Raw genomic sequence first — 21085 nt, 5'->3', positions numbered from 1 at the left:
CAAACCATTTGTAAGTTACGGTGAAAAGAGGGTACAATACAAGATAGAATCTCTATGAAAAGGAACGAAGACATCCATGAAGCGTAACCTATATATTCTTCTTGGCGTCATCGTATTGATCGGCATCGCAATTTATCAGAATGCGGGACCTGGCATTCAGTCGGTTTTCTCGCATGAAAAGGTGATGCCAACCGAGACGGGGCCCAAGGCGGGGCTGCTTGCCCCTGCGTTTACTGCCGAAGGTTTAGACGGAAAAGAGTATCACGTCGGAGGACAGCAGGACAAGGCAATTTTAGTGAATTTCTGGGCCTCCTGGTGCAGCCCTTGCCAGCAGGAAGCTCCGGAGCTGAACGCCTTGGCCGAGAAATACAAAGATAGCCTGAACATCTATGGGGTCAACGTGACCAAATACGATAATAAGAAGAATGCCCAGAAATTCATTGAAAAATATAGCGTGAATTTCCCGGTGATGCTTGATTTGAAAGCCGATATTTACGAAACGCAGTATAAAGGGCTTGCTTTCCCGACGAATGTGCTCATCGACAAACGCGGGGTCGTCCAGGAAGTGGTGCTGGGCATTTTGCCTCCGAAGGACTTGGAAAAGAAAATAAAGCATCTTGTGAAATCCTGATGTTAAGAGAAAAACCCCGGTGTCCAACAAGGACAGCGGGGTTTTTTTCTCGCTCTTCACGGGAAGGATTAAGGATTAATGGTTGACAAGACCCCGCTGCTCTGCGGAATCTCCCTCCTGATCACGCTCGTTAAGCAGGTTTTGCCCGAGCAAAGCGTACCGCATACTGTCCACCAGTGCCTCCCAGCTCGCTTCGATGACGTTGCCCGATACCCCGACGGTATTCCAGGAATTGTTGATATCCCGGGACTCGATCAGTACGCGGACCTTGGCAGCGGTTGCGTCCTTCTCATCCAGAACACGAACCTTATAGTCGGACAGGTGCATTTCCTTAATGGCCGGGAAGTATTGAACCAGCGCTTTCCGCAGCGCATTGTCGAGCGCGTTGACGGGACCGTTGCCCTCGGCAGCCGTATACACGTTGTTGCCGGCAACGTTCAGTTTCACGAACGCTTCGGAGACAACCGGCCGTCCGGCTGTTTTTTCAACCAGCATCTTAAACGATTCAAACGTGAAAAGTTCCTTCATGTCCTCGCCGGCTTCGCGCAGCAGGAGCTCAAGGGATGCATCCGCGGCTTCGAATGTATAACCTTGATGCTCGAGATCTTTGATTTTGTCGATAACCTTACGGGATTGTTCATTCGTTGAATCGAAATCAATACCCATATCATGGGCTTTGGAGACGATGTTGCTTTGTCCGGCTAGATCGGACACCAGCACCCTCTGTTTATTGCCAACCCATTCCGGAACGATATGTTCGTAGGTTCTGGAGTCCCGCAGGATCGCGGACACGTGAATGCCGCCCTTGTGGGCGAAGGCCGCATTTCCGACATAGGGCTGATTTACCGGCATATTGACGTTTGCGATTTCGCTCACATAACGCGCGGTGTTGGTCAACTGCTTCAGACGATCCTCGCCGATACACTCATAACCGAGCTTAAGCTGCAGGTTCGGGATGATGGAGCAGAGGTTGGCGTTGCCGCAGCGCTCGCCATAGCCGTTAATGGTCCCTTGCACCTGACGGGCGCCGGCCTGGACGGCACTGAGCGTATTGGCAACCGCGAGTTCGCAATCGTTATGGGTGTGGATGCCGAGGTTTGCCTGCGGCAATCCGGTGTGAAGCGTCGTGACGATGCTGCTGATTTCATGTGGAAGCGTTCCGCCGTTGGTGTCGCACATGACAAGCCAATCCGCTCCGGCTTCCTGGGCTTTTTTCAATACGGAGACAGCATATTCGGGGTTGTTTTTGTAACCGTCGAAGAAATGCTCCGCGTCGAAAATCACCTCAAGACCCTGCTGCTTCAGATAGGCGATGGAATCGTAAATCATGGCCAGGTTTTCTTCAAGCGTCGTTTGAAGTGCGGTATGCACGTGGAAGTCCCATGATTTTCCGACGAGCGTCGCAGCCTGGGCACCGGACTCGATAATGCGTTTCAGGTTCGCGTCCTGATCTGCGTGGCTATCTTTGCGTCTCGTGCTGCCGAATGCCGTGATTTTGGCGCTGAGTCCGAGCTGCTGCACTCTTTTGAAAAATTCGATGTCTTTGCTGTTGCTTCCCGGAATCCCACCTTCAATATATTGAACACCAAGATCATCGAGCTTTTTGGCAATTTTGAGTTTATCGTCGGCCGACAAGCTGACTCCTTCTCCTTGGGTGCCGTCGCGCAGGGTTGTGTCGAAGATGGATATGGACTTTGACATGAAGCGTCCTCCTTTGGAAGTCTTATAAATTCGATTTTTATTTATAGTTTAATATTATAACATTTTTACGCGGGAATGTAACAAAGAATTCCGTGTTTTCCCGCATGTGGTTTCTTGACCTCCTTTTCGAGGAACGTTATGCTGGAAGTAATGAAATTTGCGAAGGTGATAAGGACTCATGAAGAGTGATGTTGACGCCTATTATCCATCAAACGGAAGGGTCATTTTACATGTCGATATGAACGCTTTTTATTGCTCTGTCCATGAAGCGGAGGAACCGGAAAAATACCGCGGCAAGGCGACGGCAGTGGCCGGAAGCATTGAGCTGCGCAAAGGAATCATCGTCACCTGCTCCTATGCCGCAAGACAGCGGGGGATATCTACCGGCATGCACGTGAATCGGGCGCTGAAGCTGTGTCCTGATCTCATCGTCATCCAGCCCAATTTCCATTTATATCGCAAGTACTCGAATGCATTCATGAAAATAGCCTATTCCTATACGCCGCTGATGCAGGCGACTTCCATTGACGAATGTTATCTGGACATTACCGGTTCAAGGCAGTTCGGCACGCCGCAGCAAATCGCGGAGGAAATTCAGCGGAGAATAGACGAAGAGCTCGCGCTGCCGTGTTCGGTAGGAATCGCCCCGAATAAACTGCTTGCCAAGATGGCCTCTGACATGAAAAAGCCGAGAGGGATATCGGTACTTCGGATCCGCGACGTAGCCCGTATTCTATGGGATAAACCTTGCGGAGAACTATTCGGAATCGGCGGCAAAACGGCTGAGAAGCTGAGGAAAATCGGGATATACACCATTGGACAGCTGGCAAAAACGGAAGAGGAAACGCTCACCCGGGCTTTTGGAGTTGTCGGCGTCTGGATGAAGCAGGCTGCTAACGGTATCGATCACTCGCCCGTTCTGGAAGAGCGGGAACAGAATAAATCGATCGGCCATACCACGACGCTGCCAACCGATATCCAGGCACGCGAGGATGTTAACCGGGTACTGCTGAACATCAGTGATCAGGTTGCGCGCAGGCTGCGGCGCCAGGAGCTTGTTGCAGGCGGCATACAGATCACGATACGCACGCCGGATATGAAAACCATCACGCGCAGCCGGGCGTTGGCTACGCCTACTGAAAATGCAAATGACATATACGATGAAGCACGCCGCCTCTATGCTGAACACTGGAACTGGGATAAACCGGTGAGACTGCTTGGAATTACACTTCAGCAGTTAACGCCGAAGTGCGAATCGGCCATTCAACTGGATCTATTTGAATACGAGAAGCAGCCGAAGAAAGAATCGTTAACGCAAGCAATGGATATGCTCCGCAACAAGTTCGGGGAGAATGCGGTCGTCACTGCTGGCATGCTGGGCGATGATCCTTCAGTTCTGCTCCGCAATCATAAGTTGAGGGGAACTTCGCTGCAGATGGATTATGTTAATAAAGAGGGACTGGATCTTCCTTAATCATTCAATATATACAGCATGAAGCCAAGAAGTAAGTGATATTTATCATAGGCTTCCCCTGGAAAGATGCTATAGGATAAGATTTGCGACCGGATTAGGCCGTACGAAATGCTGTTTTTGCAATAGGAGGCAGAGGGAATATCATGGCAAAATACTGTTGGGTTGATAAGGATACGTGCATATCCTGCGGGGCGTGCGGAGCCACGGCGCCGGACATCTACGATTATGATGATGAAGGGCTTGCGGAAGTGGTATTTGACGGAGATGCCAATCAGGGAGTGACGGAAATTCCGGAGGGGTTGTTCGACGATCTTCAGGATGCGACGGACGGCTGCCCGACGGATTCCATCAAAATAGCAGACAGTCCCTTTCGGATCGCTGTTGAAAAATAGAGAAATACCTGAAACATCCTTCTCGGGTTTAGGCCCGATGGAGGATGTTTTTTTATGCTCCGTCAGCCGATATATATATAACAACACAATTGTAATGATGGAGGAACCCGTGGTGAATTCACTTTACCTTAAAAAATATGTACAGATGCACCCGGATAACAAAATGGGTTGGTATCTGCTTGGCAAGGAATATGAAAAAGAAGGGCAATACGGAAAAGCCAATTATTGTTTTAATCAGTCCGGTGGAATATACGAGGCATTCGAAACGAGCAAAATGCCTTCAGATATATGGCAAGAATACGAATCGAAGCTGCTGCAGCAAGCACATGAGAAGCACCGCCGATCCGTCCGAATGCGGCGTACGCTCGTTATTCTGATGCTCCTCCTGCTTGCGGTGGTTCCGTCGGTGGATGCGCCGGGACAGGGCAAGAAGGTAGAGGAGGCTTTACTTGAAAAACAAACTGACGGTTTGAAGGATCTTCCGAACGATTCCGAAGGCCAAAGCGCTCCGGCAGAGAATACGTCTGATCCGGACCGGGTAATGTTTACGGCAGCGCAGGAAGGCGGCTTCGGAGCCGGGGGATTGCAAATCGAACCGGGTCCATTCACCCATACTCAGTTATTAAGGGGGAAACTGGCGGTACTCGAAATGAAAAAAGAAGGGAACTGGCTGTTATGGGGCAGGCATCTTCCTCTTGGCTATACGCTGGAAAACAAGGGAGCCGGTGCACTCAGCTACCAGTCGTACAATTCCAAAACTTGCAACTGCCAACCTTCGAACGCAAGCGATTTGTCAGAAGAAGCATTTGCTTGGACAGGAGAACAAGAAGAACAGGCGCTGTTATACAGCGCAATCAAAGCGTATAAGAACAACACAGGCGGTTTTCCTGAGAAGTTGGGTGATCTTCTGCGCCCATTCCCGGGCAACTGGGTATCCGGCACGACGGATGGAATGAAAGAAGCTTTCCAGCCATTATTGCAGCGAGTGAAGGCGGAAGCGGCAGGACAGGAACCGCCGGATTCAAAGCAGACAGCAGGAGGCTCGAAAGAGGCGGGAGCATTCTCTAAGACATGGGGCGACAAGCCTTTTTTTGAGGAGCCGCTGAAAATCATTGTGGATAAGGGCAATCACCGTCTGGCCGTAGTCAGCGGGCGCATGATCCTGCGTAATTACAAGGTTGGGCTAGGAGGCATACGAACCCCGGAAGGAAATTACGTCGTGACGGATAAAGTGATGAATCCAAATGGCCGCTCGGACGGGGAATTCGGGAGCAGGGGGATGCAGCTTTCCGGAACGAATTACGCCATTCATGGCACGAATGAGCCTGACAGCGTCGGAGCGGACGAATCGCAGGGATGTGTCCGGATGAGCAAGGCGGATGTAGAGGAGCTGTTTGATATGGTTCCAATGGGAACGCCGGTACTGATAAGTAAAGGGGTTTTGCCTGATGAACTGCTCGTCCCTAAGGAAAGATTCCAAACGAAACGGGAACAGGATCAGGCGAACCCACGGAAAACGTACCACTGGCTGTAATCAGGTGTTAAAGATAATGAGCACAACGATCAGCAGAATGAGAAGCAATAAACTGAGGCCGGACCAAAAAATAGCCTTTCTGTTCACTTCTTCCTTTTTTTGCTGAAGTGTCGGAGGCTTGCGCTTGGTTGCCATAGAGTTCAACCCTCTTTCTATCATATTCAGTGGACACTTCAATTGTAATGTGTTTATCCCTAAAATGCCAGCAAGACAAGGGCAATATCTAGCTGAAGGACAAGGTAAAAAACTTTTCTTTTATTGCGGAAAAGGATAAACTTAAAGGTAGAGAACATATCAGTGGATGGAGAGGAAGAGTAACAGGTGCTGTACCGAAATGTAGCAAAACCGTTTTTTTTCAAGATGGACCCTGAAAAAGCGCATCATTTGGTGATCGGAGGTTTACATACAGCCGGATCTTTACCGGGAGGCTCCGGTCTTCTGAAAGGCATGTACGGCGTTAGCGAAACGCCGGATCTGGCAGTTGATTTATTCGGACTTCATTTCCCTACTCCGGTCGGATTGGCGGCTGGATTGGATAAAAACGCGGCAGCCGTTGAAGGCTTTTCCTCCATCGGTTTCGGATTCATGGAAGTGGGAACCGTCACGCCGAAGGGACAACCGGGCAATGATCAGCCCCGTTTATTCCGCTTGCCGCCGGACGAGGCGTTGTTAAACCGGATGGGCTTTAACAATGAAGGCGCGGAAGCCATGGCGCGAAGGCTGTCCGGGCTGAAAACAAGACCCGTTCCCGTCGCAGTCAATATCGGCAAAAACAAAGTGACTCCCAACGAGGAAGCTTATAAAGATTATCAGGAATGCATCCGTAAGCTGTATCCGTACGGTGACTTCTTTGTTGTGAATATCAGCTCGCCGAATACGCCGGATTTGCGGAATTTGCAGTATGGCAGCGAGCTTTCCTCGCTGATCATGCATATTATGGAAGAGATGCGCTTGCAGGCGCAAAAATACGGTGAATCCAAGCATATCCTGGTGAAAATCGCTCCGGATGTAAGTAATGAGGAGCTGGAGATGATGGTGGATGCCCTCGCGGTGAGCGGGATTTCCGGAATTATTGCCACCAATACAACGATTGGCCGGGATGGTTTAACTCATCCGAACAAGCAGGAAACAGGCGGAATCAGCGGCAGACCGCTGCGGGCGCGCTCCACGGAGGTTGTTTCCCGGGTATACAGACAGACTGAAGGAAAACTGCCGATCATCGGGTCGGGAGGCATTTTTACCGCTGAGGATGCTTACGAAAAAATCCGGGCTGGAGCAAGTCTGGTCGAAATTTATACAGCTCTTATATATGAAGGTCCCGAAGTGAACCGCCGGCTTCATGCCGGCCTCAGGGAGCTTCTGCGTCGGGATGGATTCTCACATGTTTCCGAAGCCGTAGGAGCTGACCATCGCTGAAGGAGACAGACAGGAGGCATGTGAATGGACGGCAGGGATTGGGGATTGTTTTTACTACCGTATGAGCAAACCGTTGAAGAACTTAAAGTCAAATTCAAAACCATGCGGGCGGAATTGAAAAAACGCGAAGAATACGCGCCGATCGAGTTTGTGACAGGCCGCGTGAAACGGATTTCCAGCATTTTGGAGAAGGCGAAGAGGTTAAACGTGCCGATGGACCAGCTGGAAACCGGAATCGAGGATATCGCCGGCATTCGCATTATGTGCCAGTTTGTAGAGGATATCCGGCGTGTGGCCGAATATATCCGCAAACGGAAAGACCTGAAACTCTTATACGAAAAAGACTATATTACGAATTACAAGGAGAGCGGCTACCGCAGCTTCCATATGATCGTCGAGTACCCGGTGCAAACGGCTCTGGGGCAGAAGCAGGTTCTTGCCGAGATTCAGATCCGGACTTTGGCTATGAACTTCTGGGCGACGATCGAGCATTCCTTAAGCTACAAATATCGCGAAAGCCTGCCGGATGAAATGAGACGGAGACTGTCGAAGGCAGCCGAAGCGGCTGCGGTACTCGATAACGAGATGTCCAGCATCCGTGAAGAAATTCTGGTAGCTCAGAAACAATTTGAAGATGATTCAAATGTGACCTCCCGGGTTCTGACGTTGATTCACCAGCTGTACTTCTATCATCTTGTCAATGAAGCAATGGAGTTCCAAGAACGGTTTAACCGGATTTGGGCCAACCAGGGCGCAGAGCGAGACATGGAGGAGATGAAGGAGCTGCTGGAGGATGTGCTGAAGCTGATGAAGGCTTACCGCAAGGAAGATTCGAACGAGGATTAGATGATTGGCGGGCGAAATGGAATAGCATATCGCGTAGAACGGCCTGCTGTCCTAATGGACAGCAGGCCGTTTATTTCGCATGCATGAACCTTGGACAGCCGGACCTATAGTCCGATACAATATAATGACGGTTCAACAAGCAGGAATGAAGCGTTTAATATCTTTCGCTTCTTTTGCGGATAGAGAGCTTCTTCACGAAATATGATAAAATGGGACGGGTTCACTTTAATCAAGACAGAACAGGATGATGAATGACATGGCACAGCAGCTGCCTGCCGCTTTTGAAGAGCGGATGAAGTCGCTTTTGCAACAGAATTACGATCGTTTTATCGCTTCATACGACCATAATCCGTTCAGCGGACTCAGAGTCAATACGCTGAAAATCTCCGTGGAGGAAATGCTTGCGCTAAGCCCTTGGCAGCTGAAGCCGATTCCATGGTGCCCAACGGGATTCTATACGGAAACAGGCGAAAGGCCAGGAAGGCATCCTTATTACCATGCCGGTCTCTATTATATACAAGAGCCCAGCGCCATGGCTCCAGTGGAGCTTCTGGACGTTCAGCCGGGCGAAAAAGTGCTTGATTTATGCGCCGCTCCAGGAGGAAAGTCCACTCAGATCGCAGCCAAGCTAAAGGGCCAGGGCCTTCTTGTCAGCAATGATCTGAATGCGGAGCGGACGAAAGCGCTGGCCAAAAATCTTGAGCTGTACGGTGTGCGTAACGGCGTCGTACTGCAGGAGCATCCGGACCGGATCGCAAGCAAATTCCCGGCCTTTTTCGATAAGATCCTTGTCGATGCCCCATGCTCGGGTGAAGGCATGTTCCGTAAGGACGAGGATATGATCCGCCAATGGACAGCCGAATCTCCGGCAAAATACGCAGCCATGCAGCGGGATATATTGAAGTCGGCAGCAAAAATGCTGAAGCCCGGCGGGCGTATGGTTTATTCTACCTGCACATTCTCGCCGGAGGAAAATGAAGCCATTATTGCCGGTTTCCTTGCAGATCACGAGCATTTTCATGTACAGGCGCCTGCGCGAAGCGAGCTGTTCGCCAAGGGAGAAACGGGCTGGATCCGGGAGAATATGGAGGAAACGTCTTTCATTTTGGATGAGATATGGAAACAAGCAGAGCATACTGCGCGCTTGTGGCCGCATCTGATCGAAGGAGAGGGACATTTCCTCGCCGTGCTGCAGCATGATGGAACAGAAGAAGCGGAACACGGGCATCTGGACGTTGCTGAACCTTCCCATACAGCAGAAGGAGGACGTCTGCGCGGCAAGGATCATGCCCGGTCTGATCGGAATCGAAGCGGCGGAAAAAAAGGAAAAGATTCCTCTAAGGTTTCTGCGGCTGATCAAACGTCCGGCCCACTCGAGGCGTACAACGAATTTCTGAATAGCCATCTTACCTTTGAACCTGATGGTTATGCCATTGTCTACGGGCAGCATATCTATCAATCTCCGCTTCCTTCCGAGGCATTGGACGGGCTTAAGGTTGTGCGTCCGGGCTGGTATATGGGAGATACGAAGAACGGCCGCTTTGTCCCTGCTCATCCGCTGGCCACAGCTCTGCAACCACATGAATTCCTGCGTATTCTGGAGTTGCGGGTGGAAACAGGCGAGGCCGTTCGTTACTTAAAGGGCGAGACGCTTAATGTGGAATCCGGCCGCATTCGTTGTTCCGAAGGTACAAACATCAAAGGATACGTACTGGTATGTATCGACGGCTTTTCTGCAGGCTTCGGCAAATGGCAGGACGGTTTTTTGAAAAATGAATACCCAGCAGGGTGGAGGTGGACTTCCGTATGAGCGGAAAAGGGAGAGTAACCCTAAGACTCGATAAAGTGCTGACACATATGGGGTATGGCAGCCGGAGCGAAATCAAGAAATACGTAAAACAGGGATTCATCACAGTGAATGGAGTCCGCGCGAAAGACAGCGGCATGCATGTTCATCCTGAAGAGGATGTCATCCTGCTGGACGGGGAACGGATTGTATACAAAGAGTTCATATATGTCATGCTGCACAAGCCTCCAGGAGTGGTGTCCGCCACGGAGGATAACCGTGATCGTACCGTATTGGATCTGCTTGAGCCGGCGATTCTGGCTTTCGAGCCGTTTCCGGTGGGACGTTTGGACAAGGATACCGAAGGGCTGCTGGTGCTTACGAATGACGGCAAGCTGGCCCATGAGTTATTATCCCCCAAGCGGCATGTGCCCAAGACTTATACGGCGCTCGTGTCCGGCGACGTTAACGAAAAAGACGTGGAGCAGTTTGGCAAGGGAGTCACGCTGGATGACGGTTATGTAACCTTGCCGGGAGAACTGGTTATCCTGCAGCAAGAGCGGCGGGAGGATGAGGTTATTTCCCGAATTGAGCTGACGATCCACGAAGGGAAATTCCATCAGGTCAAGCGGATGTTTGAGGCGGTTGGCAAAAAGGTTCTTTATTTGAAACGCATCCGGATGGGCAACCTGAATTTGGATGCAGAACTGAAACTGGGCGAATACCGGGAACTCACGGATGCAGAGCTTGGCCTGCTTAAAATGAACGAATAAGTGCTGGCAGAAAAATACAGGTTACACTTCGATAACATTCCTGTATTACAATAAGAAGAATGATTCATCGTTATAGATAAAATGACTTAAAAGGATGGATGGAGACGTGAATTATAAGCTGATTGCTCTGGATGTTGACGGAACCCTGCTGAATGACAACCATGAACTGAGTGAACAAACCATAAGCACGATCCGGGAAGTATCCCGCAGCGGGGCTGAAATCGTGCTTTGCACGGGGCGAGGACCGCAAAATTCTATTCCATTCATGGAACAGATCGGATTGACTGGTTATGTCATCAGTCATAATGGAGCGGCAACGGTGGATGTAGAGTCGAAGGAAGTCGTGCACCAGTTTGCCATGGATTCGAAAGCGATTTTGGCTTATATGGATTTTTTCCGCGATAAGCGCGTCCATTTTGATGTCAATACCGCGTTTCATATGTATGTCGACAGTGTGGAGGGGATGGCTGTTGAGGTGCGCAGCATGTATGAGAATTTTCTGATGCTGCCTGCGGCACTCCCGCCTTTGACGGAATTCAGCGAACCGATCGTTAAAGTAACCGCGTTTGATCATGCCGATGTGCTGGACAAGGTTTACGAGGAACTTGTTTTATGGAAACCCGAATTCAATATTTTGCGCAGCGGCGAGTATTTCCTGGACTTGATGCATCCGGACGCTTCCAAAGGCAACGCGCTTAAGCAGCTGGCAGATCGCCGCGGAGTCCGGCAGGAGGAAGTGCTTGCGATCGGCAATTATTTTAATGATATTACCATGCTTACCTTCGCGGGTCTCGGCATTGCCATGGACAATTCTCCGTTAGAGGTGAAAGCAGCTGCAAATGAAGTAACTGCGTCAAATAATGAGGACGGCGTACATGCAGCCCTGCTCAAATACTGCTTATCCTAATCCGGAAATGATAAAAGGTACTCCGAGGTCTTCATAAGACCTCAGAGTACCTTTTTTTGGATGGTTTAAAATTGGCGAAGACCTTTGGGATAATGATTCTTCAGCTGGCCTCCGCTTGCTTTGCCCCAGCCTAATGGTAGACCATCTACGGTTACGAGCGTCCATCCGCGAAGCATCGGATCAACAGGCAGCGTTTCCCCGCGCAGGTACGCATCCACCTGTGGATCGCTCGCAGCGAGTTGTATATGCCGTTTGGCTTGCTCCGGCGTTAGGACCATGGCCAGCGCATGGGCGGGTTCGATCCGGTTTTTCTTCAAATGAGCCAGATGAAGGCCTGCTCTTGGAATTTTGAGGCCGCTAACAGAAAGTGGTTCTTCTGCCGGGAGCAGGTACAGGGCTTCTCCGAATAACACAGGACTGCCTGGTGGGAGCCGGTATCCGGGGAGTTCTTCGGCGGACCAAGCGGCAAACTCGCTCAAAGCGGTTTGCTCAGCTTTGTTATTTTTACCTTTATTTTGTGCTTTACGGGATTTTTTCTTCTCTGCTCCGGTCTGTTCCGGATTCTCCTGCTTTCGGAGCAAGGCTACGAAATGCCCTTCTCCGGCCTCTTGATGAGGCCATAACCGTTTCATTTCAACGATCTCCATGTCGGGATAATGGGTTGTGAATTGCTCCATCATGTCTTCGTTTTCACTACGGTTGAAGGTGCATGTCGAATAAGCCATCGTTCCTCCAGGCTTGAGCATCAGATAGGCGTGGTCCAGAATGTCGCGCTGGCGGACCGCACACATCTCTACCAGCGAGGGGGACCATTCTTCCAATGCCTTGGGATCCTTCCGGAACATGCCCTCACCCGAACAAGGAGCGTCCAGCATGATTCGGTCAAAAGCCTCCGGAAACCGGCGGGAGAGCTCATCCGGTGCGGCGCAGGTAACAAGGGCGTTAGCGACACCCATCCGTTCCACGTTCTCTGCAAGAATTTTAGCGCGTTCCGGATGTATTTCATTGGAGACAAGGACTCCCTTGCCCTGCATTTTGGAGGCGATATGAGTGCTTTTGCCTCCGGGTGCGGCCGCCAAGTCCAGGATGGTCTCACCCGGTTGCGGATTCAGCAATTCAACCGCCGACATCGCTGACGGCTCTTGAATATAATACAGCCCTGCCTGATGGTACGGATGCTTGCCGGGTCTGGATGTTTCCGTATAGTAGTACCCGCTTGGGCACCAGGGAACCGGCGTCAGGTCAAACTTGGAGATGACTGCCTGCTTAAGCTGGGGAGAGGTTTTCAGTTCGTTAAAGCGCAGACCTTGTGTTCGCGGATGATCATAGCTGTGCAAAAAAGCGGGAAGATCCCCGCCAAGTATGGGTTTCATTTGTTCAATGTATACGGAAGGCAGATTTTCTTTGCCCATGGTTCAAACTCCTTTGTTCAACATGGTTGTCCGGATTCGGAAATCCTCATGATTGTTTTGTTTGATAATGATGGTTATGTATGTTTTCCTGCATTAGGATACGGTTTCTTCCGCGTCCTTCTTCGGTGAAGGTACCCGGTAAGGGGATACCTTGTTCTTGCCTGTCGTTTTGGAGCGGTACATCGCCTGGTCGGCTTGTTGCACCAGTTCTTCGGCAGAGACATTTTTACGCAGTGAACTGTATCCTACGCTTAGTGTCACAATGGATTCCTCGGCTACTCGGGCACGAATGCGTTCTGCGATCTGGGCGACCTTGGCCCGCTTGTCCACGACCAGCCCCACCAACTCTTCACCGCCAAACCGGCCGCTAAGACCGAACTCGGATACTTCTTCATCAATAATAGCTGCAACCTGCTTTAATACCAAATCTGCACGATGATGCCCTTGGGTATCGTTCAGCTTTTTGAAATTGTCGATATCGCAAAAGATCATGGATACCTTGACGCCCTGCTCGACATAACGGTTCAGTTGTTTTGTGAAATAGCGGCGGTTATAGAGATTCGTCAGACCATCCGTTATGGAGGAACGGTAAATCGACTGCATTAGCTCGACAATGCGTTCAAACAGAATCAAGAATAGGATGGTGTAGTACGCAAGCGGCAGCCACAATAACGCTCCATCGATCCATGCTCCCTGTTCGTTTGCATAACGGGAGAGCATTCCGATCGCTATATACACAAAATACACGGCGATTCCCGCGAAATATTTCCCGCGCTGACCGATCCGCGGCGAAATAAAGGAAACTCCCGCACATAGAATGCCCAGCTGATAGACATCCAAGTAAAGCTTTTGCCAGCCGGTTCCTCCAAAAGGAATGAATGCTGAACTGACAGGCACTAAAAACAGCAGCGTTAGAACAGCAAATACCGTATAAGAAGCTCGGTTCATTCGCCTGTACAACTGATAAACCGAGAGATTCAGGAGCAGGAACGAAAAAATTTGCAGATCGGCTGCCCAAATACCGCTTCCATGATTCCGATCCGGTGAAAAAGCGAAATGGATGTTCAGACTTTCGTATGTCATAATGAAAAGAAAGGCAGTCACCATCGACAAATAGGCTTTTTTTCGCTGCTTGCTGTACATAATGAGGCACATTAGCGTCATGATGAGTATGATGTACAGACTGCAAGCTGAAGCTATACCCGCCTGAATGGCGGATGATGATCCAGATGTGTAAGGCATAATCATATATCGGCTCCCGAAAATGGTTTTCCTTTACTGAAACATATGTTCTAATATATCATAATTTCAAAGATCCTGAAACGAGGGGGATCTGCAGTAGAGGCCTATTATATTGATCGGAAATTTATCGTTCGATCATAAATGGCAGCCAAAGTCCGCAAAGCTGGGTGATTCTGCAGATTCCCGGAGAATAAGAGATTACGGAAAGGGGCATTCCCCATGAGATTACTGCAAGCACTCTTCTTTCCACCGGAGCAACCGGGTGGCGTTTCCTCGATGATTCCTTATATGCAGGAGCGGTTTCAATCGTCAAGGTGGGATATGGAGATGTTCTGGCTGCCCAAGCGCATCCGCAACAAAGGCCATGAGGAGATCCGTTTCGAAACCTTCGACTGGACGGAATACGGTGACAGCCCCACGGTTCAAAAATATATTCAGACCTACAGGGATTACCTGTGGTGGACGAAACTTCGCATTCAAAAGCCATATGATCTGATTCATGCCCATCATCCGATCGCGGGCCTGGCGATGAAACAGGTGTTTCCCGATATTCCGCTCATACAAAGCATCCACTCTAGTTATGAAAAAGAGTTGATTCTGAATGGGAGAATCGAAGCTGACGGCCCGGAGCACCGGTTCCTCGTTTCCCTTTATCGCGAACTGGAGCTGCGGAGCGAACGAATGCTGACCGTGTCACGGTCTTTCGCGGATTATCTGGGTGCCTACGTCGATCAGCCGGAAAGAATAGGCGTAACGCCAAACGGTTTTGATGAAAAACGTTTTAAGCCCGTTCCGCATGAAAATGAAGTGCCTCAGCTGATCACCGTGTGCCGCCTGGTGCCTGCCAAAGGGCTTGACATCTTACTTAAAGCCTGTGCTGAGCTTAAGAAAAACGGCCTGGATTATGTGCTTCATATTATTGGGGACGGTCCTTTCCGCACGGAGCTTGAAACGCTGGCCAAGCAGCTTGGCATATATAATGAAACCATTTTTTACGGATATACGCTCCATCCGGAGGAATTCATGCCTTTCTTTGATATATTCGTTTTGCCATCCAGAGCGGAAGCTTTCGGCTCCGTTTTTGCGGAGGCTGCCCTGAGCTGCCTGGCATTAGTCGGAACGGATGTCGGCGGCATATCCGAGCAGATCGAAGATGGCGTCAACGGCCTCCTCGTGCCTCCAGAAGATTATATGGCGCTCAGCGAAGCGCTGGAGAAGGTCATTGCCGATCCGCTCTATCGCTATGATTTGGCTCGCACGGCCTGGGATAAGGCGAAGAGCCATTATTCCTTGACTCATGCCGTGAACGAACTTAAAAAATTATACTTACAATATTCTTCATGAAAGAGTGATTGAATGGTTTCTTTCAAGTTCATTCATGCCGCGGATCTTCATCTCGACAGCCAGTTTAAGGGCATTAGCGAATTGTCGGAGGGGATCCGCTCCTTTTTACGCGAGTCCACGTTTGCTTCGCTTGATCGCTTGGTGCAGCTGGCGATCTCAGAACAGGTTGATTTTCTGGTGATCAGCGGAGATGTTTACGATGCCCAAGACTCGTCGCTTCAGGCCCAGCTGCGGTTTCACGAAGCGCTGGATCGGCTGGGTGGGCAGGGGATCAGGGCATATATCATTCACGGGAATCATGATCCTCTCGACAGCCCGCGCATGAAATCCGGAAAAAAAGAGCATGTGCATGTATTTGGTCCTGAATTTGAACAGGTAGTAGCAATTCGGAGACAGGATAAGAGACCAGCAGCAGTTATCGGCGGCATATCCTATCCGACTTCCAAAGTTACGGAAAATACATCGCTTCACTTTCGCAGGAACAGGGAAGAATCCCTGTTCCATATTGCGCTTCTGCATGCCAATGTGGATGGAGACCCGGCCCATGAAACTTATTCACCGTGTACCCGGCAGGATTTGATTGGTTCGGGTTATGATTACTGGGCTCTTGGACATATTCATAAGAGACAGGTACTGCATGAGCGTCCCCATATTGTTTATCCGGGCAACATTCAGGGACGAAGCGTCCGCGAAACCGGAAAAAAGGGTTGTTATGTAGTACAGGTGAACGATATCGGGGAGCCAAACATGGAATTTCATGAGTTGGATACGGTTCGCTGGTTTCAAGAGACGATCCCGATAGACGGCGTTGAAGACGAAGAAGCGTTTCAATTGCTGGTGGAAGACAGGATGCAGTACATCCGAAACGAATGTCCCGGCAAAATGAGCATCGTCCGGTTTATTCTTACGGGTCGGGGAAGCCTGCATGAGAAGCTGGAAGACGGGCGCATCGCGGACGAGTTGCTGCATGAGCTGCAGCGCAGAGCAGTACGATCGGCTGTGGAAACTAGCGGGTTCGAAGGCCTCGTCTGGGTGGAAAGCTTTCAAGTCCGATCGGGGCCGTGGGTCGATCGTCATGCCTTGTTGAAGGAGGACAGCTTTCTTGGAGAACTGCTCCGCTTCGCGCAGCAGACACGTGAAGAAGGGAACAGCCGTAGCGAGCTGCTACGGAGTGCCTTGAATCCTCTGACGTCCAATCGGGAGCTGAGCAGGCTGCTGAGCGGTATCGATGAAGAAGAGAAGACGCTGTGGCTGAACCGGGCTGAAGAAATGGCCATTCACCTTCTTTCCGGCCATCAAGAAGGAAAGGGGGACAAGGAAATCGATGAGGCTTGAGCGCTTGTACATTCATGGCTTCGGCAGAATCAAAGAGCGGGAGATCCATTTTAATGCTCCCATATCTATGCTCGCAGGCCCGAATGAAGCGGGGAAAAGCACCATTCTCATGTTCGTGCGAGCGATGCTTTATGGCATACCCGGCCGCATGTACCCTACTGAACGATATGAGCCTCCCGGAGGCGGCAGCCATGGGGGCGTGCTGGTTGCGGAGGCGGCAGACGGTTCGAAGTGGACCGTCACCAGATATGCTTCCTCGGAGCAGCGCTCGGGAAGCGGACGCGGAGAACGGCTGTCCATCGTGAAAACAGAAGCCCAAGGAGTTGCTATAGAGAGGACACAGAATGAGCTGGAGCAAGAGCTTTTGGGCGGGATGACAAGGGATATGTTCAATCAGCTGTTTGCCGTTACCCTGACGGAGCTTCAGGAAATCCGAACCTTGCAATCCGACGAAATGAGCAGTTATCTGTTCCATGCCGGCTTCGGCGGAGGCGGAGAAATCGTCCGGGCCGAAAGAAAGCTTACCCAGCATATGGAGAAGCTGTACAAGCCGCGGGGGCGTGTGCAGGAGAGCGCCAAGATCCTGCTGAGAATGGAGCAGCTGCAGCGTGAAATTGCCGAAAGTCGTTCCTATCTGTCCAAATATATGACCGCCGAATCTAATCTGGAGGATACCCAGCAAAAAATTGCGGAAGCGGAAAAATGCAAGACAGACGTAAACAGACAACTTGTCGTGGTTCACAAAGCGCAGGAAATTCGCACGCAGTGGTTGGAATGGAAGGAAGCGTCTATGGAACGGGGGGCGATTTCAGGCGAAATTCCGTTTCCTGCAGAAGGTCTCCCGCGCTGGGAACGTTTGCGCGAAGAACTTAATCGGATAGATCTCAGGCTGGAGGAGCTCGAACGAGCCTCGGAGGATTGGAATAACCGGCTGAAGGAGCTCCGGACAGACGAACAGTTGATAAGTCAAGGCCCGATTATTGAGAGGCTTTCGAGCCGCCGCGAGTATATGGAAATGCGGATGAAGGAGCTACAAGAGTTGTCCGGCGAGGAGGCAGCGTTGACGCAGCAGCTCCAGAGACTGCTTCTGCAGATTCATCCCGGATGGGGAATATCCCACTTAAGAGCCTTCTCCGGAGCGGTCTCCGAGAGAGAAACCGTCCGGCGATATTCGGCTGGTTTTGCCGAATATGACCGTAGGATGGAAGGGCTTGCGCTTGAACGTGAGCAGAGACATAGGCAGCTGGAAACGGCAGAATATGAGCTGAGCCACGCAGAAAACGCTCTTCGCGAACGAAAGGAAGCTGGCAAAGAGCGCTTTCACATATTTATTCCGCAAACCAAGGCAGAACTGCTGCCGATCTGGCAGGAGTTGCAATCGGAAGCGGAACGATGGCGCGAATTCAGGCTAAAACGGAGCTCGGCGATGGAGCAGGAACAAAGGGATGCCCTGATCAACGGGCGGATGAAGGCATTGTACGGTAAGCTGCTATGGGCCTGCGCTGTGCTGACGGTGATCTTTCCGGCCGCTTTATGGTTTATGAACACTCCATGGGGGGCTGTGGCTGCTCTTCTGGTTTTTGTCATAGCCGATGTTTTGCTGTGGCGGGGAAGTCAGGCTCTGACAGATAAGAACCGTCATTCCCGAAGAACTAGGGGACGGTTAACGCAGGAGATTTCTGAGACGGGAGAAGAACGCTTGTCACGCTTGATGACTTCTCTGATTTCCGATCCTCTGACGGCTGCGGCTTCGGCAGGCCATCGTCTGCGAGAATTCCCCATCCCCGAGGAGGATATGGAGTCTGCCCTGCGTGGGCTTCGGAAGCTGGTCGACGCTTATCTGCTGTGGCAAGAGGAACTGGAACGCTCGAAATCGGAAGCAGCTGAGGCGAGGCAGCGGGCTGAATTATTGCGGCGGGAATTATCCGATCTCATTCGTAAAATGGATGGAGAAGAAAGCACGTTTGCGGAGCTGGACTCTCAGTGGCAGTTCTGGCTTGCGGAGCGAGGCCTTGCGGAAGGATGCTCGCCTGAAACGGTAATGGATATGTTTGGATTCGCTGAACAGGGAATGGAGCTGGTACGGCGGCTTGACGCGCTGGAACGCAAACAGGAATCTCTGAGGCAGGAAATTGAAGCCTATGAGAACGAATGCCTTTTGTTATTGGCAGAGCAGGAGACGCAGGGCATCCATGTGATCTCCCGGCTGGAATTGAGAAGGCAGGCGTGGGAGGAACAGCAGGTTCTTCTTCGCAAGAAGGAGGCCGTCAGCTCAAAGCTTGAGCCGATTCAAGAGGAGATTCTAAGATTGAACGGGGAACGGAACCGGTCTTCCAAGATGATGCAGTCGCTTCTTGATGAGGCACAGGCAGCGGATGAGGAGACTTTTTTAAGAATGGGCACGCTGGCGGGACGCCGTACTGAGTTGGACCGCATGATTAGGCAGCTGGAAGTCGCGATGTTCAGCGGGTGGCCGGATGAGCAGAGGCGGGTTTTGGAGGATATGCTGGAACGGCATGATAATACCGCACTTGATGACGCATGCTACAGAGCGGAAGAAGATTTGGCGCAGGCTGAGAAGCGATGGAACGAACTGCAGCAGCAGCGGGGAAGGCTTTTGCAGGAAAAGGATCAACTGGTGGGTCTTTGCTCGCATGATACCGCTTTGCAGCAGCTGGAGGAGCAGAAGTCCATGTTGAAAGACATTGCTGCAGAGTATGCGGTGCTTTCCATCTGTTCGGAATTGATCACGAGGACCCGGGGGATTTACGAACAGGAAAAACAGCCTCAGGTACTGAAGTTGGCCTCAACTTATTTCCATGAACTTACCCGAGGGAATTACAGACGGATTGTGATGAAATTGGGTGAGAAAAAGCTGCTTGCGGAGCATCATGACGGTAGTCTGATCGACAGCTCGCAGCTGAGCCGGGGGACGGCAGAGCAGCTGTATTTGGCAATGCGCTTCGCGCTTGCAGGCAGTATGAACAGCTCACTCTCGATCCCCTTGATCCTGGATGACTTATTCGTTAATTTCGATGAAGAACGGATGTGCTCCGCACTTGATTTGGTCGGCAGGCTGGCTTCGGACAGGCAGATCGTTCTGCTCACCTGCCACAGGTATATGTCGGATCAGGTACGGAAAAGGCTGTCCGAGGCCGAAATTATCCCGATTTGAGCATGAGCTTCACGACCCACAGGATGCTCAGACAGCCGAACAGCGGGTATAACACGGACAATAGCGAACTGAAGCCAAACTGGCTGAGCATGAAGCAGATGAACATGACACCTACGGATATGAGCTTCGGAGACAGCGTGGTGTGCTGTTGAATTTGGAGCGTAATTCCATAAATATCGGCAACAAACGTGCTGAATATTTCCATGAAAATGAGCAGCACATAAATGATTTGGACAACCGCACCGAGATGCGTTGCGATACTGCCCATAGGGATTTCATACTGACGGATGCCCGGCATGTGTGCAGAGATCGCTATATGAGCAGAGAGCAGCATCAGTCCGACACCGATGCCTCCGGCGATCCCGCCCCATTTTACCGCGGTTGCGCTTTCTGTCTTGCTTCCCAGGGGCACAAGCACGGCTTGGGCCATGACGAGGTTAAAGGCCGTGTAGATAATGGGGGAGAACCAGACGGCCACCATATGCTGGTCGGTTGATAAGCTAAGGAAGCGGTCAGCTGTGGGCATCTTGAGCGTATTAAGCACGATAAGCACAGATAAAGTCAACATCATAGGAACGACGATACTGTTAATCTGCAAGATGGCTTGAATGCCGCGCTTCAGAAGCAAATAGGTTCCAATAATCGTTAGCAGCAGGCCTGTCTGATAATGCATATTGAGATGCTCCATAAATACTGAACCCGCACCGGCCAACATGACGCTGTTAACGCCGATCAGTATAATCAGCATGATGATGCTGATGACAGCTCCTGCCCGAGGTCCGAATAGATGCTTGTTCAAATCTTCATAGGATCTGGCAGAGATCCGTCGTGACATGAGCATCATCTTCGTTCCAAGCCAGACGAACAGGGCCGTGGCAACCATGATGGTCAGAGCCCCCCATTTGCCGTACTGGGTAAAAAACTGAATGATTTCCTGCCCGGTTGCGAACCCGGCTCCGACGATGGTTCCGATGTATGTAAATGCGATTTGAAAAATGCGTATCCCGGTTTTCATCATGTTCCTCCCTGCTTTAAAGCGGCGCTATTGTGCACTTCGCTTAGTACAGGTTATGATGAGGACATGAAGGACATGACTTAACATGTCCAAAAATCGGTT

The 21085-nt window shown here is 50.9% G+C and carries 17 protein-coding genes; 12 read left to right on the top strand and 5 right to left on the bottom strand.

From position 1 onward, the window contains the following. The first annotated feature begins 76 nt into the window (after positions 1-76). Positions 77-631 (top strand): TlpA family protein disulfide reductase, encoded by a 555-nt coding sequence (locus tag GRF59_RS09090; RefSeq protein ID WP_160497256.1) that lies wholly within the window; start codon positions 77-79, stop codon positions 629-631. 75 nt (positions 632-706) lie between these two features. Here GRF59_RS09090 and cimA read toward each other — a convergent pair whose 3' ends face one another. Next, a complete protein-coding gene (gene cimA, locus GRF59_RS09085) occupies positions 707-2332 on the bottom strand; it encodes a citramalate synthase (RefSeq protein WP_160497255.1) in 1626 nt (541 codons plus the stop codon). Positions 2333-2510: 178 nt separating this feature from the next. On the opposite strand from cimA, the gene GRF59_RS09080 reads away from it, so the two are divergent. From GRF59_RS09080 to GRF59_RS09070, 3 genes are all read left to right on the top strand, one after another. Then, positions 2511-3806 (top strand): DNA polymerase IV, encoded by a 1296-nt coding sequence (locus GRF59_RS09080; RefSeq protein ID WP_160497254.1) that lies wholly within the window; start codon positions 2511-2513, stop codon positions 3804-3806. A 143-nt stretch (positions 3807-3949) separates the two neighbouring features. Beyond that, complete coding sequence (locus GRF59_RS09075) at positions 3950-4198, top strand: ferredoxin (protein WP_160497253.1); 249 nt, start codon at positions 3950-3952, stop codon at positions 4196-4198. Between the two features lie 112 nt (positions 4199-4310). After that, on the top strand, positions 4311-5732 hold the full coding sequence (locus tag GRF59_RS09070) for a L,D-transpeptidase (protein WP_341480032.1): 1422 nt from the start codon (positions 4311-4313) through the stop codon (positions 5730-5732). On the opposite strand, the gene GRF59_RS29955 is transcribed toward GRF59_RS09070, so the two are convergent. After that, a complete protein-coding gene (locus GRF59_RS29955) occupies positions 5733-5867 on the bottom strand; it encodes a hypothetical protein (RefSeq protein WP_272914970.1) in 135 nt (44 codons plus the stop codon). A 186-nt stretch (positions 5868-6053) separates the two neighbouring features. Here GRF59_RS29955 and GRF59_RS09065 point away from each other — a divergent pair, with 186 nt between their 5' ends. The 5 genes from GRF59_RS09065 (at position 6054) to GRF59_RS09045 (ending at position 11460) form a co-directional block, all read left to right on the top strand. Next, complete coding sequence (locus GRF59_RS09065; RefSeq protein ID WP_160497251.1) at positions 6054-7148, top strand: quinone-dependent dihydroorotate dehydrogenase; 1095 nt, start codon at positions 6054-6056, stop codon at positions 7146-7148. Positions 7149-7172: 24 nt separating this feature from the next. Next, the gene (gene yjbM / locus GRF59_RS09060) at positions 7173-7994 is read left to right on the top strand and encodes a GTP diphosphokinase (RefSeq protein WP_160497250.1); all 822 of its coding nucleotides are present in this window, start codon (positions 7173-7175) and stop codon (positions 7992-7994) included. 256 nt (positions 7995-8250) lie between these two features. Next, on the top strand, positions 8251-9804 hold the full coding sequence (locus GRF59_RS09055) for an RsmB/NOP family class I SAM-dependent RNA methyltransferase (RefSeq protein WP_160497249.1): 1554 nt from the start codon (positions 8251-8253) through the stop codon (positions 9802-9804). Then, positions 9801-10553 (top strand): pseudouridine synthase, encoded by a 753-nt coding sequence (locus tag GRF59_RS09050; protein ID WP_160497248.1) that lies wholly within the window; start codon positions 9801-9803, stop codon positions 10551-10553. Before GRF59_RS09055 ends, GRF59_RS09050 begins: the two co-directional genes overlap by 4 nt. Positions 10554-10659: 106 nt before the next feature. Beyond that, complete coding sequence (locus GRF59_RS09045; protein ID WP_160497247.1) at positions 10660-11460, top strand: Cof-type HAD-IIB family hydrolase; 801 nt, start codon at positions 10660-10662, stop codon at positions 11458-11460. 65 nt (positions 11461-11525) lie between these two features. Here GRF59_RS09045 and GRF59_RS09040 read toward each other — a convergent pair whose 3' ends face one another. Together GRF59_RS09040 and GRF59_RS09035 are read right to left on the bottom strand one after the other, a co-directional pair. Then, positions 11526-12872, bottom strand: a complete 1347-nt coding sequence (locus tag GRF59_RS09040) for an RsmF rRNA methyltransferase first C-terminal domain-containing protein (RefSeq protein ID WP_160497246.1) — start codon at positions 12870-12872, stop codon at positions 11526-11528. A gap of 93 nt (positions 12873-12965) precedes the next feature. Continuing rightward, the gene (locus GRF59_RS09035) at positions 12966-14114 is read right to left on the bottom strand and encodes a GGDEF domain-containing protein (RefSeq protein WP_237391689.1); all 1149 of its coding nucleotides are present in this window, start codon (positions 14112-14114) and stop codon (positions 12966-12968) included. Positions 14115-14333: 219 nt separating this feature from the next. Between GRF59_RS09035 and GRF59_RS09030 the strand changes: the two genes are divergently transcribed. Genes GRF59_RS09030 through GRF59_RS09020 form a run of 3 tightly spaced genes read left to right on the top strand, consistent with a single transcriptional unit; the run spans position 14334 to position 19968 of the window. Next, entirely contained in the window at positions 14334-15458 is a 1125-nt protein-coding gene (locus tag GRF59_RS09030; protein WP_160497244.1) for a glycosyltransferase family 4 protein, read from the top strand. 12 nt (positions 15459-15470) lie between these two features. Continuing rightward, entirely contained in the window at positions 15471-16793 is a 1323-nt protein-coding gene (locus tag GRF59_RS09025) for a metallophosphoesterase family protein (RefSeq protein WP_160497243.1), read from the top strand. Then, a complete protein-coding gene (locus GRF59_RS09020; RefSeq protein ID WP_160497242.1) occupies positions 16783-19968 on the top strand; it encodes an AAA family ATPase in 3186 nt (1061 codons plus the stop codon). Before GRF59_RS09025 ends, GRF59_RS09020 begins: the two co-directional genes overlap by 11 nt. On the opposite strand, the gene GRF59_RS09015 is transcribed toward GRF59_RS09020, so the two are convergent. Then, positions 19955-20983, bottom strand: coding sequence for a YkvI family membrane protein (locus GRF59_RS09015; protein ID WP_160497241.1), 1029 nt, complete (start codon positions 20981-20983; stop codon positions 19955-19957). The two genes, GRF59_RS09020 and GRF59_RS09015, sit on opposite strands and share 14 nt — an antisense overlap. Between the last annotated feature and the right edge of the window lie 102 nt (positions 20984-21085).

Origin of the sequence: Paenibacillus dendrobii, from assembly GCF_009807035.1 — a bacterium.
Classification (GTDB): Bacteria; Bacillota; Bacilli; order Paenibacillales; family Paenibacillaceae; genus Paenibacillus_AQ; species Paenibacillus_AQ dendrobii.
Note: the sequence above shows the minus strand (reverse complement) of the source record. Positions and strands in the feature narration are given on the sequence as shown.

Excerpts from the sequence above, each read along its gene's own strand:
- GRF59_RS09025 (WP_160497243.1), top strand. The coding sequence starts at position 15,471 with ATGGTTTCTTTCAAGTTCATTCATGCCGCGGATCTTCATCTCGACAGC.
- GRF59_RS09020 (WP_160497242.1), top strand. The coding sequence starts at position 16,783 with ATGAGGCTTGAGCGCTTGTACATTCATGGCTTCGGCAGAATCAAAGAG.
- GRF59_RS09035 (WP_237391689.1), bottom strand. The coding sequence starts at position 14,114 with ATGCCTTACACATCTGGATCATCATCCGCCATTCAGGCGGGTATAGCT.
- GRF59_RS09015 (WP_160497241.1), bottom strand. The coding sequence starts at position 20,983 with ATGAAAACCGGGATACGCATTTTTCAAATCGCATTTACATACATCGGA.
- GRF59_RS09030 (WP_160497244.1), top strand. The coding sequence starts at position 14,334 with ATGAGATTACTGCAAGCACTCTTCTTTCCACCGGAGCAACCGGGTGGC.
- GRF59_RS09090 (WP_160497256.1), top strand. The coding sequence starts at position 77 with ATGAAGCGTAACCTATATATTCTTCTTGGCGTCATCGTATTGATCGGC.
- GRF59_RS09080 (WP_160497254.1), top strand. The coding sequence starts at position 2,511 with ATGAAGAGTGATGTTGACGCCTATTATCCATCAAACGGAAGGGTCATT.
- yjbM (WP_160497250.1), top strand. The coding sequence starts at position 7,173 with ATGGACGGCAGGGATTGGGGATTGTTTTTACTACCGTATGAGCAAACC.
- GRF59_RS29955 (WP_272914970.1), bottom strand. The coding sequence starts at position 5,867 with ATGGCAACCAAGCGCAAGCCTCCGACACTTCAGCAAAAAAAGGAAGAA.
- GRF59_RS09075 (WP_160497253.1), top strand. The coding sequence starts at position 3,950 with ATGGCAAAATACTGTTGGGTTGATAAGGATACGTGCATATCCTGCGGG.
- GRF59_RS09050 (WP_160497248.1), top strand. The coding sequence starts at position 9,801 with ATGAGCGGAAAAGGGAGAGTAACCCTAAGACTCGATAAAGTGCTGACA.
- GRF59_RS09055 (WP_160497249.1), top strand. The coding sequence starts at position 8,251 with ATGGCACAGCAGCTGCCTGCCGCTTTTGAAGAGCGGATGAAGTCGCTT.
- cimA (WP_160497255.1), bottom strand. The coding sequence starts at position 2,332 with ATGTCAAAGTCCATATCCATCTTCGACACAACCCTGCGCGACGGCACC.
- GRF59_RS09040 (WP_160497246.1), bottom strand. The coding sequence starts at position 12,872 with ATGGGCAAAGAAAATCTGCCTTCCGTATACATTGAACAAATGAAACCC.